This window comes from Mesorhizobium sp. Primo-A, assembly GCF_003997175.1.
GTDB classification, from domain to species: domain Bacteria; phylum Pseudomonadota; class Alphaproteobacteria; order Rhizobiales; family Rhizobiaceae; genus Mesorhizobium; species Mesorhizobium ciceri.
The window spans coordinates 1-13759 of sequence record NZ_RZTG01000014.1; the positions used below are offsets into that span (position 1 = coordinate 1).

General features: G+C 63.2%; 13 protein-coding genes. 5 read left to right on the plus strand and 8 right to left on the minus strand.

Annotation, left to right across the window (positions count from 1 at the left end; all coding sequences use genetic code 11):
- Window positions 1-43: 43 nt before the first annotated feature.
- On the minus strand, window positions 44-580 hold the full coding sequence (locus EOC83_RS24445; protein ID WP_181172690.1) for a L,D-transpeptidase: 537 nt from the start codon (window positions 578-580) through the stop codon (window positions 44-46).
- A gap of 144 nt (window positions 581-724) precedes the next feature.
- Between EOC83_RS24445 and EOC83_RS24450 the strand changes: the two genes are divergently transcribed.
- From EOC83_RS24450 to EOC83_RS24465, 4 genes are all read left to right on the plus strand, one after another.
- Window positions 725-1408 (plus strand): response regulator transcription factor, encoded by a 684-nt coding sequence (locus EOC83_RS24450; protein WP_013528898.1) that lies wholly within the window; start codon window positions 725-727, stop codon window positions 1406-1408.
- Between the two features lie 121 nt (window positions 1409-1529).
- On the plus strand, window positions 1530-1985 hold the full coding sequence (locus tag EOC83_RS24455; protein WP_013528897.1) for a Crp/Fnr family transcriptional regulator: 456 nt from the start codon (window positions 1530-1532) through the stop codon (window positions 1983-1985).
- Between the two features lie 214 nt (window positions 1986-2199).
- Window positions 2200-3282: a glycosyltransferase family 9 protein gene (locus EOC83_RS24460; RefSeq protein ID WP_082826599.1), complete on the plus strand. Its 1083-nt coding sequence runs from the start codon at window positions 2200-2202 to the stop codon at window positions 3280-3282.
- 267 nt (window positions 3283-3549) lie between these two features.
- Window positions 3550-4224: a hypothetical protein gene (locus EOC83_RS24465; RefSeq protein ID WP_063169523.1), complete on the plus strand. Its 675-nt coding sequence runs from the start codon at window positions 3550-3552 to the stop codon at window positions 4222-4224.
- Window positions 4225-4252: 28 nt separating this feature from the next.
- Here the strand turns inward: EOC83_RS24465 and EOC83_RS24470 are convergent, their stop codons facing one another.
- The 7 genes from EOC83_RS24470 to tesB form a co-directional block, all read right to left on the minus strand.
- On the minus strand, window positions 4253-5059 hold the full coding sequence (locus EOC83_RS24470; RefSeq protein WP_063169524.1) for an exodeoxyribonuclease III: 807 nt from the start codon (window positions 5057-5059) through the stop codon (window positions 4253-4255).
- A gap of 172 nt (window positions 5060-5231) precedes the next feature.
- The gene (locus EOC83_RS24475) at window positions 5232-5915 is read right to left on the minus strand and encodes an outer membrane lipoprotein carrier protein LolA (protein WP_024505000.1); all 684 of its coding nucleotides are present in this window, start codon (window positions 5913-5915) and stop codon (window positions 5232-5234) included.
- Window positions 5916-6060: 145 nt separating this feature from the next.
- On the minus strand, window positions 6061-8736 hold the full coding sequence (locus EOC83_RS24480; protein ID WP_063169525.1) for a DNA translocase FtsK: 2676 nt from the start codon (window positions 8734-8736) through the stop codon (window positions 6061-6063).
- 259 nt (window positions 8737-8995) lie between these two features.
- Window positions 8996-9271 carry a hypothetical protein gene (locus EOC83_RS24485; protein WP_063170403.1) on the minus strand — a complete coding sequence of 92 codons (276 nt, stop codon included), beginning with the start codon at window positions 9269-9271 and terminating at the stop codon, window positions 8996-8998.
- A 305-nt stretch (window positions 9272-9576) separates the two neighbouring features.
- Entirely contained in the window at window positions 9577-10758 is a 1182-nt protein-coding gene (locus EOC83_RS24490; RefSeq protein ID WP_224619141.1) for an ammonium transporter, read from the minus strand.
- 205 nt (window positions 10759-10963) lie between these two features.
- Complete coding sequence (locus EOC83_RS24495) at window positions 10964-11302, minus strand: P-II family nitrogen regulator (protein WP_013528889.1); 339 nt, start codon at window positions 11300-11302, stop codon at window positions 10964-10966.
- A gap of 217 nt (window positions 11303-11519) precedes the next feature.
- On the minus strand, window positions 11520-12395 hold the full coding sequence (gene tesB / locus EOC83_RS24500) for an acyl-CoA thioesterase II (protein WP_013528888.1): 876 nt from the start codon (window positions 12393-12395) through the stop codon (window positions 11520-11522).
- 96 nt (window positions 12396-12491) lie between these two features.
- On the opposite strand from tesB, the gene EOC83_RS24505 reads away from it, so the two are divergent.
- Entirely contained in the window at window positions 12492-13751 is a 1260-nt protein-coding gene (locus tag EOC83_RS24505) for a ubiquinone biosynthesis hydroxylase (protein ID WP_027163307.1), read from the plus strand.
- The last annotated feature ends 8 nt before the right edge of the window (window positions 13752-13759 follow it).

Here is a 13759-nt window from a genome sequence, read left to right on the forward strand (position 1 = left end):
CTACTCCCCTACTCCCCTACTCCCCTACTATCTTACTATCTTACTATCTTACCACCCTCACCACCGTCCGGTCCGACAGCAGCGGCAGCAGCCGCGCCATGGTTTGCGCCGTGACAGCCACGCAGCCTTGCGTCGGCGTGAAGCCGGGGCGCGCCAGATGGAAGAAGATGGCGCTGCCGCGCCCGCGCCGGCGCGGCGACAGGTTCCAGTCGAGCACCAGGCAGGCATCGTAGAGCCTGTCGTCGCGCCGCATGCGTTCGTGGCTGGCGCCATAGGGAATCCTGACCGGCCTGTTGTAGTTGCGGTCGTCAGGCACTTCGCACCAGCCCAGATCGGGCCCGATCGGCGTCATCGCCAGCCGGGTCCTGCGGCCGCTGGAGAACTGATCCCCCCGGAAATACCCCGACAGGATCCGCATCGCGGCCAGCGGCGTGGCGCCGTCGCCTTCGCGCTTGTCGGCCGAGATGCCGCCGCGCCCCAGCGCACAGGCAAACACCGTTTTCCCGGCCTGCAGCAGGCCCTGGCTTGGATGCCCAGGCCTCGCCCGCACGGTCAGCACACGCAGCCCTTTTCGCAAAATTGCGCCGGCTGCATTGCGATCGTGTTTTTTCTTGTATGATCGTGCCACGGAACAAATCACTGTGAACGGCTGTTACGCCGGTCAGCTTCCGCATAAACAGGCAGCGGTCAACTGAATTTTCTTTTCAAAACAACGGATTGATCCATGACTTCACGCACCATACTGATCGTCGACGACGATGACGACCTGCGCGGCACGCTGGTCGAGCAATTATCCCTTTACGAGGAATTCGACGTGCTGCAGGAATCGACTGCGGCAAAAGGTGTCGCCGCAGCGCGCGGCGGCCTCATCGATCTGCTCATCATGGATGTCGGGCTGCCCGACATGGATGGCCGCGAAGCGGTGAAGATCCTGCGCAAGGGCGGCTACAAGGCGCCCATCATCATGCTGACCGGTCACGACACCGATTCGGATACGATTCTTGGTCTCGAGGCCGGCGCCAACGACTATGTGACGAAGCCGTTCCGCTTCGCCGTGCTGCTGGCGCGCATTCGGGCGCAGTTGCGCCAGCATGAGCAGAGCGAGGATGCCACCTTCTCGGTCGGGCCCTATACTTTCAAGCCCAGCCAGAAACTGCTGCTCGACCCGCGCGGCGGCAAGGTGCGGCTGACGGAGAAGGAGGCCTCGATCATCAAATATCTCTATCGCGCCGACCAGAAGGTGGTGACGCGCGACGTGCTGCTCGAGGAGGTGTGGGGCTACAATTCCGGCGTCACCACGCACACGCTGGAAACCCATGTCTACCGGCTGCGCCAGAAGATCGAGCGCGATCCTTCCAATGCGGAAATTCTTGTGACAGAAAGCGGCGGCTACAAGCTGGTTCCTTAAACATTTTCATTATCCAATGAGCGGCCGGGCGGGGCCGCTTTCGGGTACGATCCAGTTGGAGGGTGGTTTGGATCGAACTCGCAGAGGAGGAGTCGGACTGTCGGTTCGGGGACATAGCTAGATGGCGCTGGATGACGACATCCGCGTTCTGTCCGCCGTGAGGCTCTTCGAGGGCTTCACGCAGGAACAACTGCGCCTGCTCGCCTTTGGCGCCGAGAACACCAGGCTGATTGCCAACCACAAGCTCTATCGCGAGGACGACGAGGCCGATTCCGCCTATATCGTTGTCAGCGGGCGCATCGTGCTCTACCGGGAGCAGAATGGTGAACGCATCCCGATTGGCACGGCAGACCCCGGCACGATCCTGAGCGAACTGGCATTGATCGCCGACACCAACCGGTTGACCAGCGCCTCGGCCGAGATCGATTCGGAAGTGATGCGCCTCAGCCGCAAGATGTTCCGCCGCATCCTGGAGGAATATCCCGAGATCGCGGTCAAGCTGCACCAGCGCATCTCGGAGGAATTTCAGGCGATGATCCGCCGCATCGAGGAACTGGCGCCGCGCTTCTCCGGCTAAATCTAGCGTACCCACGAAGCTGCTGGCTTCGCAGCCGAAGGGAGAAGTGTTTTCAACGACAGCGATGAACTGGTCGTGGCGCACTGCGGCCGTCCGGACGCCCGGATCCAGCGGCAAGGCTCCGTTGACAGGCAAGAGGTGAAATCCTAAAGCACCTCGAAGGCGGCCGGCGCAGCAGGCGCCATCACCACCAGGCTCCTGGGGGGAGCGAGCCATGCCATCAGGGCGGTACGAGACCATTATCTTGTATTCCCGCAATGACGCGTTCGGCGACGGACTGATCCGGATTCCGGCATTGCGCGCCGCCAGAACGGCATTCCCCGATAGTTTCATCGTCTACGGAACCACCCGGTCGTCATCCCTTGAACATAGCCTCAATCGCCATGCCGGCCATTTGGTCGATGCGATCAATGTGCGGACGCCGCTGGCGCGCCTGATCGCCGGTCACAGCAAGGGCAAGGGGCGATTGGCCGTCGTCGATTTCCGCATCTCGGCGCGTTGGCTGCTTCAGGCCTCGGCATCACTGCTCGGCCGCGGCATTGCCTATGAGGCAAACTTTCCGGCTTTCGCCCTTTCCTGGCGCCTGGGCCAAAGGCCTGAAGCACGACCCGGGCACAATGCCTGGCGCTACCATCGCCTCATCGAACGCCTTGCCGGCAAGCGGCTGCCTTTCGATCATCGGCTGGAGCCTAGCCCGGCCGCACGAGCGGCGGCCAGGAGCCTTGCGGACGGCAAGCATGCTCCCTTGATCATTATCGCGGCGCATGGCAGCGCCAGCAAGCGCATGTCGGCGGATCAGGTTGCCGCAATCGCCGACAGCCTGATCGCCGACGGGGTGAACCTTCTCTATGTGAAAACCCCCGGCGACGGTCCCGATATGGCTGAGCTGGCTCAGCGCGTGCCGAAGCTGCGGCTTGTCGATTCCGCCGCGATCGGAGGTGTCGATATCGGTGACATCTTGCTGGCGCTCGGCGAGTTTGCCGATCTTTACATCGGCGCCGAAGGCGGTACCGCACATCTCATGGCAACGGTGATGACGCCGATGGTTATCCTCAATGGCGGCGCCAACATGGCCCGTTGGAGGCCGCTTTCGAACTGCGTGGACGTGATCGCGACCCGCCATGCCAGCCCGACCGGCCTGGTCGCCGATGTCCCGGCGCCGACAATCATCGAAGCGGCGCAACGGATGCTGGCGACACGCCGCCGCGACCATCCCCATCTACCGGATCTCGCAGGCCTGTCAGCGCAGCAGCCCTGGGGCAACGACATGCGTGAAGACGTGAAGCGCGCCGTTTGAGTTCGAATTTATTTGGACGCGCTTCGAAGCGTGCTGGGATTCAGGTCGGGCATTTGCAGGCCGGCCTCCCCTGAACATCGGCGCCATGGTACAATGGGTTCGGTGGAGCGAAGCGCTGCAACCGTTCGATGCTGACCACCGGCACAATGCAGGCGGAGTTCTCGGCGCGGCAGAACTGGCAGCCATCGTAATGGATTAGGCATAGGTCAGCACTTCTTGATCTTTGATTCCAATGGAGTTCCTCTCAGTCCTCAATGAGAATAGCTAATGCCAGAGAACAGCGCGCCGAACACAAAGCATGGCGGCGAATGGACAATAGCCTGGCGCTTGGTCGTGGTGGCGGCGGCGGCGATTAACGTTGCGATGCTCTTGGCCGCGCTGTCCGTCGCGCAAATTCGTGGTCTGGACGCGTGGATCTTTTATCGAGATCCATCCGCAGCCGCCGGAGTCGGTTTCTATACGGGGTGGATTTCGTCCCTGGGTGCTTCGCTATGGATCGGCTCCGGCGCCGCAACCCTGTTTGCTGGCCTGCTCACGCGCCGATGGGATTGCACGTTTCTCGGCGGCCTTACCCTCCTCTTGGGCCTCGATGACCTGTTGTTGATCCATGAGGACGTGCTGCCCATTGTTGGGATACCGGAGATCGTTCCGATGATTGCCTACGCCGCCGCCGGGTTGTTCTGGTTCTTCCGGCTGCGACGGAAAACATTCGACGGCACGATCATCTTTGTGGCCGCAGGCTTCCTGCTGGCGATGTCAGCATCGATCGACCAGCTCGGAGAGCTGTTTCCTACCCCCGGTTCTGCGGCCGCCATCGCCGAGGACGTCGTCAAAGAGCTTGGCATCTTCCTCTGGGCGGCAGGTGCCGTTGGGTACGCGGCGATGGTGACACGATTGGGCCGCCCGTGGGTGGATCCAGCCGGTCCCAACTCTACAGACTGACTGCCGCACGCGGGCATTTTCGACCAGACTAGTCCAGATCGAACCGCGCGATGACAGGCACATGGTCCGACGGGCGCTCCCAGCCGCGCGCCAGACGCAGGATCTCGTAGCCGGAAAAGCTGGGCACAAGGTTCGGCGACGACCAGACGTGGTCGAGGCGGCGGCCGCGATTGGACAGCTCCCAATCCTGCGCGCGATAGCTCCACCAGGTGTAGAGCTTCTGCTCATCCGGCACGTTGAGCCGCATCAGGTCGGCCCAGTTGCCGGCGCGACGCATCGCCTCGAAATTTTCCGTCTCGACCGGCGTGTGGCTGACCACGTTGAGCAATTGCTTGTGCGACCAGACGTCATGTTCGAGCGGGGCGATGTTGAGGTCGCCGACCAGCACCGAGCCGGACACCTCGTCATGTTCTGCCCGGATGGCATTCATCTCGGCAACGAAATCGAGCTTGTGCTTGAACTTCCTGTTGATGACGGGATCCGGTTCGTCGCCGCCCGCCGGGACGTAGAAATTATGCAGCAGGATCGCCTTGCCGCCGGCCCGCACCGTCACCGAGAGGTGCCGGCTGTCCTCGATTTCGCAAAAGCGTCGCTTTTCGACCAATTCGATCGGCCGCCGCGCCACGGTTGCTACGCCGTGGTAGCCCTTCTGGCCATGGAAGGCGATGTGCTCGTAGCCGAGCTTGCGGAAAGCCTTCTCGGGGAACAGTTCGTCGGGAACCTTGGTTTCCTGCAGGCACAGCACGTCGGGCGCATGCTCGACGAGCAGGCGCTCGACGATCGGCATGCGAAGGCGAACGGAGTTGATGTTCCAGGTGGCGATGGAGAAGGGCATTTGGCAATCCAGGACAGCGTGCAACCGGCCAGAACCGATGGGTCCCGGCGGGGAAGACGCCTTTTGACGGAGTCGGTCCGGGAAATTGCCAGCCGCAAGCCGCAAAGACAAGCCGGGCAACGCTCGACGAGGCGCGGCCCGGTGCTTTCCACAGCTATTGGAGCGTTTGAAGCTAGCGCGCCTTGTTGGTGTTGAGCTCGCGGTTCGCCGTGTAGTCGATGGCGAAAGTATCCGGCGCGAAGCTGACGCCTTCCTTGGTGTTGAAGATCATCACCGTCGTATCCTTGCCCTGCGCGTCGGTGATCGTCCACTGCCGCAAGTCGAAGGTTTTCGGATCGAACATCATGGTGATCTTCGAATTGCCGAACACCGATTTGTCGGCGAGCTGGATGGTTGTGAGGTCGTCCTCCTGCTTGACGCTTTTGACGCGGTCGCCGGAGAGGTCGATCCTGTTGTCGAGCAGCAGCTTCAAGGGTGTCTTCGACAGCGGATAGAGATCGGACGTGTTGAGCCTCTTGTTCAGGATGACCACCGACTGGCCGTCTGAAATCACCCGGAAGTTCGAAGAGCCGTCGTAGTTGAAGCGGATCTTGCCCGGCCGTTCGAGGAAGAACTTGCCGCCGGTCTGCTCGCCCTTGGGGCCGAACTGCACGAATTCGCCGCTCATCGATTTGACCGAGGAAAAGTGGTCGGCGATCTTCTGCGCAGCGGCCGGCACAGCCGCCTGCGCCGAGGCCAGCACCTGGAAGCCGGGCACCGCGTTGAAGGCTGCCGCCCCTGCAAACGCCAGACCGAGGCCCAGCAACTGACGCCGGGATGGAGCAAATGTGCTGAGCGCTGAAAGATCGTTTTTCATGTCGGTCACTCTCGTCTGATTCCTGAGTTGTTCTGTGCTTGGACCCCCAGTTGGGCTGAAATTTGGCGGGTCGGGCGTCCCTTGGTCGCTTCAACGCCTTGAAAGGTTCAAGGTTGCCGGATGTCGCAAGGGTCAGGCTTTCTGGTCAGAACTTGTCCTCTTCGGTCGGCACCAGGATCTCGCGCTTGCCGGCATGGTTGGCCGGGCCGACGATACCTTCCTTCTCCATCTTCTCGATGATCGAGGCAGCGCGGTTATAGCCGATGCCCAGCCGGCGCTGGATATAGCTGGTCGAGGCCTTGCCATCGCGCAGCACCACGGAGACCGCTTGATCGTAAGGATCGTCGGAATCCTCGAAATTGCTGTTGCCGCCACCGCCGCTCGCTCCACCCTTGCCTGACGGCTCGTCGTCATCCTCGCCATCATCCTCGGTGATGGCGTCGAGATACTCCGGCACGCCCTGCAGCTTCAGATGCGCGACGATCTTCTCGACCTCTTCATCGGCGACGAACGGGCCGTGCACGCGCTGGATACGGCCGCCGCCGGCCATGTAGAGCATGTCGCCCATGCCGAGCAGCTGCTCGGCGCCCTGCTCGCCCAGAATGGTGCGGCTGTCGATCTTCGACGTCACCTGGAAGGAGATGCGGGTCGGGAAATTGGCCTTGATGGTGCCGGTGATGACGTCGACCGACGGCCGCTGCGTTGCCATGATGACATGGATGCCGGCGGCGCGCGCCATCTGCGCCAGGCGCTGCACGGCACCTTCGATGTCCTTGCCGGCGACCATCATCAGGTCGGCCATCTCGTCGATGATGACGACGATATAAGGCATCGGCTCGAGATCGAGGTTCTCGGTCTCGTAGATCGCCTCGCCGGTCTGGCGGTCGAAGCCGGTCTGAACGGTGCGCGAGATCTTCTCACCCTTCTTGTCCGCCTGGCTGACACGGGCGTTGAAGCCGTCGATGTTGCGCACGCCGACCTTGGACATTTTGCGGTAGCGGTCCTCCATCTCGCGCACGGTCCATTTCAGCGCCACCACCGCCTTCTTCGGATCGGTGACGACGGGCGTCAGCAGATGCGGGATGCCGTCATAGACCGAGAGTTCCAGCATCTTCGGATCGATCATGATCAGCCGGCAATCCTGCGGCGTCAGCCGGTAGAGCAGCGACAGGATCATGGTGTTGATGGCGACCGACTTGCCCGAGCCGGTGGTGCCGGCGACCAGCACGTGCGGCATCTTGGCGATGTCGACGATGACCGCCTCGCCATTGATGGTCTTGCCCAGCGCCAGTGCCAGCTTGGCCTTCGTCGTCTCGAAGTCGCGGCTGGCCAGGATCTCCCTGAGATAGACGGTTTCGCGCTTGGCGTTCGGCAGTTCGATGCCGATGGCGTTGCGGCCGGGCACCACCGCGACGCGGCAGGCGATGGCGCTCATCGAGCGGGCGATGTCGTCGGACAGGCCGATGACGCGCGACGATTTGATGCCGGGCGCCGGTTCGAGCTCATAGAGCGTGACGACCGGACCCGGACGGACGGCGATGATCTCGCCCTTGACGCCGAAATCCTCCAGCACGCCTTCGAGCAGGCGCGCGTTCTGTTCCAGCGCGTCCTTGGACAGGCTGGCGTCGCGCACCACGTTCTTCGGCTCGGAGAGGAAGTGCAGCGACGGCATTTCGAATTTTTCAGAGCCGATCAGCGATGTCTGCGCCTCGCGCTGCACACGGGCGCCGGGCACGGGGCGCGCCGCCGGCGCCTCGACGCGCGTGGCGGCATCGGAACGGAACGGCTGTACCTTGGCGGTCGGCGCGCCTCGGCGTTGCACGACAGGCTCATCGTCGAAATCGGCATCCTCGCCCGCATTGTCGAAGCGGTCGTCGAAGATATCGGCATCGTCGGGGTCGAGCGAGGCGCTGCGGTCGTTGACCATGGCGGCGAAGAATTCCGGCTCGACGCGGGCGCGGCCATCCTGGCTCATCCGCTGCTCGGCGAACTCGGCCGATTCGACCCGTTCGGCGGCGCGGCGCCAGGCGGTGGAGCGCTGCTCCATCTCCGGCTCGTACTCGTCCCGCTCCTGCCTGCGGCGCACGGCGCGGCGGTGCATCCACGCGCGCAGCGACAGCCACCAATGGGTGATGGCGCCGAGCGCCAGGATGCCCTCGTCGCCTTCGTCCTCGTCATTGTCGAACAAAAGGTCGTCCTCGCGCGGATCGACGGCGGGCTCGTCCTCCATCACGGCAAAGCCGTTCTTGCGTCCGATCAGCGCCGAGCCATGGGCGAAGAGCCACAGTGCGGGCGCCGACAGCAGGATGGCGATGATGCTGGCGATCAGCCCGGTCGGATAGCCGCCGATGACGACACCGGGGATCTTCAGCACCATGTCGCCGAACACGCCGCCGAGGCCGGTGGGCAGCGGCCAGGTCTTGGGCGGCACCACGCAGCCGACCATCGCCGCGGCCAGCAGCGCGAAGCCGAACCAGGACAACCCGCGCTTGGGCAGCCTGTCGACACCGCGCGCGGAAAACAGCAGGAAGCCCCAGATGACCGTCGGAACCAGGGCGGCGACGGCGGCGAGGCCGAAGAACTGCATGGCGAGGTCGGAGAACACGGCACCCGCATAGCCCATGGCGTTGGTGACGGAGTTGTTCGTCGCGTGGGAAAAACTCGGATCGGCGACATTCCAGGTGGCAAGGCTGGCAACGCCAAAGGCGGCCAGCGCGAACAGGCCGACGCCAACCAGCCGCCCGACCTGACGCCGCGCGAACGCCTGGATGCCGTGCCCCGTATCGGCCAGCGCGAGCGGTGCTGAAGCCCCTGAACGCATGCTCTTCCCCGTCTGTCGTGGACTCGCCGGGTGCGTGGCGCACTCCGGCAGATTCGGGTCTCAGACTATCGGTGGGAAGGTTAAGGGCGCATTAACTATAAGAGGTTGAGACGCTCAAACCTCATTACCGCCGGTTGAGCCGTATGAGGCAATGATGGACGACGGACCGATGGAGCTCCATCGAACGAAACAATGGCGGGCTGCCGGCCCGCCATTGGTCGTCTGAACGGAGATCGGGCCTCGGCCCGATCGCGGCAAATCAGTTGGCGCCGCCGAGCGCCTGCACATTGGCGCAGAATTCCGCATGCGGCTTGCTCATCGCCGCATCCTGGCATTCCTTCTTCATCGCTTCCTGCTTTTCCATCGGCATGGCCATGAAAGCTGTCTTGAAGCCCGCCATCGGCTTCATGGTTTTCATGCCGGAATCCGTGAAGAACGGCGCCATGTTGTCGGGCTCGTCCAGAGCACCGGCAAACGCCACGCCGCCGATCATGGAAAGAGCAAGCGCTCCGAGACAGATGTTCTTGAGGTTCATGAGATGGTTTCCTTCCCTGTTGTTTGGCACGAGCGTCAGAACGACGATCGTCCCCACGGTTCGGAACCAGAGCGGTCGTTGTTTCCTCAAAAAACATGATCACGCGAACGTGATTGCGTGAAGCCGGGCATTGCCGGAATGGCTTGCCAAAAAAAGAGGCCCGGATGCGATCCGGGCCTCAATGCGTGAACTCCTTTCGGGAGCGTCACGACGGGATCTTTCAAAGCAATTCCAGGAGAACTGTGCAGCGCTTTCCATTCGGAATTGCGTGGAGATATGGGGCCGGCGGGAGGAGGGTTCCGCCCTTACGGCACCACTTCGCCATGCTGGGAGATGTCGAGGCCTTCGACCTCTTCCTGGGTCGTCGGGCGCAGGCCGACAAGCGCCTTGACGATGTAGAGGAGCACGAAGGTGGCAATGCCGGTCCACACGATGGTGACGGCAACGCCGTAGATCTGCTTGCCGAGCGAAGCACCTGCGCCGAGGCTGTTGATCGCCGGGTCGGCGAGCACGCCGGTGAGCAGAGCGCCGACCACACCGCCGACGCCATGCACGCCGAAGGCGTCGAGCGAGTCGTCATAGCCGAACATGTGCTTGACCTTGACCGCCGAGAGGTAGCAGACGACGCCTGCGACGATGCCGACGATGAAGGCACCGGTCGGGTTGACGAAGCCGGAAGCCGGCGTCACCGCGACCAGGCCGGCAACCGCACCCGAGATGATGCCGAGCACGGAAGGCTTCTTGGCGACGATCCATTCGGCGAACATCCAGGCCAGTGCCGCCGCGGCGGTGGCAACCTGGGTGTTGAGCATGGCAGCGCCGGCAAGACCGTCGGCTGCCAGTTCCGAACCGGCGTTGAAGCCGAACCAGCCAACCCACAGCAGTGAAGCGCCGATCACCGAATAGACCAGGTTATGCGGCGCCATGTTGGTGGTGCCATAGCCTTCGCGCTTGCCGAGAACCAGCGCACAGACCAGACCGGCGACACCGGCGTTGATGTGAACGACCGTACCGCCGGCAAAGTCGAGCACGCCCGCCGATCCGAGGAAGCCGCCACCCCAGACCCAATGCGCGATCGGCACGTAGACGACCAGCAGCCACAACGCCATGAAGATCAGCAGCGCCGAGAACTTCATGCGTTCGGCGAAGGCGCCGGCAATGAGCGCCGGCGTGATGATGGCGAATGTCATCTGGAACATCGAGAACACGAATTCAGGAATGTTGGCGACGCCCGGCAGCCACAGCGAGGCCGTGGTGATGCCGTGATGGAAGAACTTCGAGGTGCCGCCGATATAGCTGTTCACGCCGCCGCCGTCCGAGAAGGCCAGCGAATAGCCGAACATGAACCACAGCACCGTCACCAGGCAGGTGATGGCGAAGCTCTGCATGACGGTGGCGAGCACGTTCTTCTTGCGCACCATGCCGCCGTAGAACAGCGCCAGGCCCGGAATGGTCATCATCAGCACCAGCGCCGTCGAGGTCAGCATCCAGGCGGTGTTGCCGGTGTCGAGCACCGGGGTCGGGGCAGCAGCCGGCGCGGCCGCGGCTGCGGCCGGTGCCGCTTCCTGTGCGAAGGCGGCAACCGTGCCCAATGCTGCGAGAGTAAGCGAACCCAAAAGGGCAGCTCGTCCCGTCGTCTTCAAGGTGGAAGGAATATTCATTGAACTCTCCATTGGAATACGTGATCGCCGCTCAGAGCGCGTCGGTGTCTGTTTCGCCGGTGCGGATGCGCACCGCCTGATCGATGCCGAAAACGAAGATCTTGCCGTCGCCGATCTGGCCGGTCTTGGCGGCTGCGGTGATGGCTTCGACGGCCTTGTCGACCATGTCGGCACTGACCGCGACTTCGATCTTGATCTTCGGCAGGAAGCTGACCGCGTATTCCGCCCCGCGATAGATCTCCGTATGCCCTTTCTGACGCCCGTAGCCTTTGACTTCGGTGACGGTCAGGCCCTGGATGCCGACGGCGGTGAGCGCTTCGCGTACCTCGTCGAGCTTGAACGGCTTGATGATTGCCATCACGATTTTCATAAGGTTTCACCCTTTGCTGTTGCGGTCCCCCGCGTTTGTACACCTTCACCGATCCCAAAGAGCCGGAGAGTGCCCACAAGGATTCAAGCTCCGTGCCAAGTGCGGAAGCAGGGTGTTAACCCACTGTAAACAAAGAGATTAGGGAGTGCGCCGACGCAACCTGCCCACAGCTGCGGCGATACGCCTGCTTAAAAATTGGGCAAATTTCGAAAAATGCCTACTCTGCAGGCGATCGCTTGAGCCGGATCAGCCCTTCCTGCGCAACCGAGGCAATCAGCGTACCGTCGCGGGCAAACAGCGAGCCGCGTGTAAAGCCGCGCGAGCCCTGCGTCGACGGGCTGTCCTGCGTGTAGAGCATCCAGTCGTCGAGCGCATGGCTGCGGTGGAACCACATGGCGTGGTCGAGGCTCGCCGCCTGGATATCGCGATCGAAAATGGCGCGGCCATGCGCGAAGGTCGATGTGTCGAGCAGCGTCATGTCGGAGAGATAGGCGAGCACCGCTGCCTGGATGGCGCGGTCCGCCGGCACCGGACCGGTGGTGCGGATCCAGATGTTCTGCTTTGGCTCCAGCTTTTCGCGGCTGGTGTAATGCTTCAGCATCACCGGCTTCATCTCGATCGGCCGGTCGCGCTCCCAGTAGCGTTTGATCCCATCGGGCACCGCCTCGCCGAATTTGCCCAGCAATTCGCGTTGCGACAGCAATGTGTCCGGCCCCGGAACGTCCTGCGGCATCGGCACCTGGTGCTCCAGGCCGACCTCATCCTGCTGGAACGAGGCTTCGAGCGAAAAGATCGCCTGGCCGTGCTGGACCGCCACCACGCGCCGCGTGGTGAAGGAGCCGCCGTCGCGAATGCGGTCGACCTCGTAGACGATCGGCACCTTGGTGTCGCCGGGCCGCATGAAATAGCCGTGCAGCGAATGCACGTACCGATCGGGATCCACTGTCCGCTGCGCCGCCACCAGCGCCTGGGCGATGGTCTGGCCGCCGAACACGCGCTGCCAGTCGAGCAGCGGGCTGCGACCACGATACAGATTGTGTTCCAGCTTCTCGAGGTCGAGAATGCCGAGAAGCTCGTCCATGGCTGCCGTCATATTTCGCGCCCTCGCCGCAGAAGTGTTATGGCGGTTTCCGACAGGACGGACAGGCAGTCAAGGGCGCAAGACCCGGCCGGCGCAGGAGCGAAGATGATGGAACGCAAGGCGGACACGAAAAACAGATCCGGGCTCGATGTCCTGGTCGCCGGCGCCGGCTATGTCGGCCTGGCCGCCGCCGTATCGCTGAAACAGGCGCGACCGGGCCTCGCCATCGCTCTCGTCGATGCGGCACCTGCTGGCGCCTGGCAAAGGGATGGCCGCGCCTCGGCCATTGCCGCTGCCGCCTGCCGCATGCTCGACCAGCTCGGCGTGTGGGCCGAGATCGCACCCCAGGCGCAGGCGATCACTGAGATGATCATCACCGATTCGCGCACCGCCGATCCGGTGCGTCCGGTCTTCCTGACCTTCGGCGGCGAAGTGGCGCCGGGCGAGCCCTTTGCGCATATGGTCGCCAACAAGGTGCTGAACGGCGCCTTGCGGGCCAGCGCCGAAAGGCTCGGCATCGATATCATCGAAGGCGTCGCGGTGCAGGGCTTCGAGACCAACGGCAGTGGCATCACCGTGCATCTCGCCGACGGCGCAGCGCTGAAGGCGCGGCTGCTGGTCGCCGCCGACGGCGTCAACTCGAAGCTGCGCGACATGGCCGGCATCAAGACGGTGAAGTGGGAATATGGCCAGTCCGGCATCGTCTGCACGGTAGCGCATGAACGCCCGCACAATGGTCGCGCCGAAGAGCATTTCCTGCCGGCCGGGCCTTTCGCCACATTGCCGCTCAAACCCGGTGAGGACGGCACCAACCGCTCGTCGATCGTCTGGGTCGAGCGTACGCCCGATGCCGAGAAGCTGGTGGCCGGTGACGATCTCCTGTTCGAACACGAACTCGAGCAGCGTTTTGGCCTGAAGCTTGGCGAGATCCGCGTTACTGATGCGCCGCGCGCCTGGCCGCTCGGCTTGACCATTGCGCGTGCTTTCGTCGCGCCCCGCATCGCACTCGCCGGCGATGCCGCCCACGGCATCCACCCGATCGCCGGCCAGGGCCTCAATCTCGGCTTCAAGGATGTCGCGGCCCTTGCCGAGGTGATCGTCGAGGCCGACCGGCTCGGCCAGGACATCGGCGCGCTCGACGTCCTCGAACGCTACCAGCAGTGGCGCCGCTTCGACACGGTGCAGATGGGCATCACCACGGACGCGCTGAATCGGCTGTTTTCCAACGATATCGGCCCGCTGCGAACCGTCCGCGACATCGGCCTCGGCCTTGTCGAACGCATGCCGCGCCTGAAGGATTTTTTTATCCGGCAGGCGTCGGGGTTGTCCGCCAGCACGCCGCGATTGTTGAAGGGCGAGGCGATCTGAGCGCTATC

Bases quoted from the DNA above. Each gene is read 5' to 3' on its own strand.
- EOC83_RS24450 (WP_013528898.1), top strand. From the start codon at position 725: ATGACTTCACGCACCATACTGATCGTCGACGACGATGACGACCTGCGC.
- EOC83_RS24455 (WP_013528897.1), top strand. From the start codon at position 1,530: ATGGCGCTGGATGACGACATCCGCGTTCTGTCCGCCGTGAGGCTCTTC.
- EOC83_RS24460 (WP_082826599.1), top strand. From the start codon at position 2,200: ATGCCATCAGGGCGGTACGAGACCATTATCTTGTATTCCCGCAATGAC.
- EOC83_RS24465 (WP_063169523.1), top strand. From the start codon at position 3,550: ATGCCAGAGAACAGCGCGCCGAACACAAAGCATGGCGGCGAATGGACA.
- EOC83_RS24470 (WP_063169524.1), bottom strand. From the start codon at position 5,059: ATGCCCTTCTCCATCGCCACCTGGAACATCAACTCCGTTCGCCTTCGC.
- EOC83_RS24475 (WP_024505000.1), bottom strand. From the start codon at position 5,915: ATGAAAAACGATCTTTCAGCGCTCAGCACATTTGCTCCATCCCGGCGT.
- EOC83_RS24480 (WP_063169525.1), bottom strand. From the start codon at position 8,736: ATGCGTTCAGGGGCTTCAGCACCGCTCGCGCTGGCCGATACGGGGCAC.
- EOC83_RS24485 (WP_063170403.1), bottom strand. From the start codon at position 9,271: ATGAACCTCAAGAACATCTGTCTCGGAGCGCTTGCTCTTTCCATGATC.
- EOC83_RS24490 (WP_224619141.1), bottom strand. From the start codon at position 10,758: ATGCTGACCTCGACGGCGCTGGTGCTGATGATGACCATTCCGGGCCTG.
- EOC83_RS24495 (WP_013528889.1), bottom strand. From the start codon at position 11,302: ATGAAAATCGTGATGGCAATCATCAAGCCGTTCAAGCTCGACGAGGTA.
- tesB (WP_013528888.1), bottom strand. From the start codon at position 12,395: ATGACGGCAGCCATGGACGAGCTTCTCGGCATTCTCGACCTCGAGAAG.
- EOC83_RS24505 (WP_027163307.1), top strand. From the start codon at position 12,492: ATGGAACGCAAGGCGGACACGAAAAACAGATCCGGGCTCGATGTCCTG.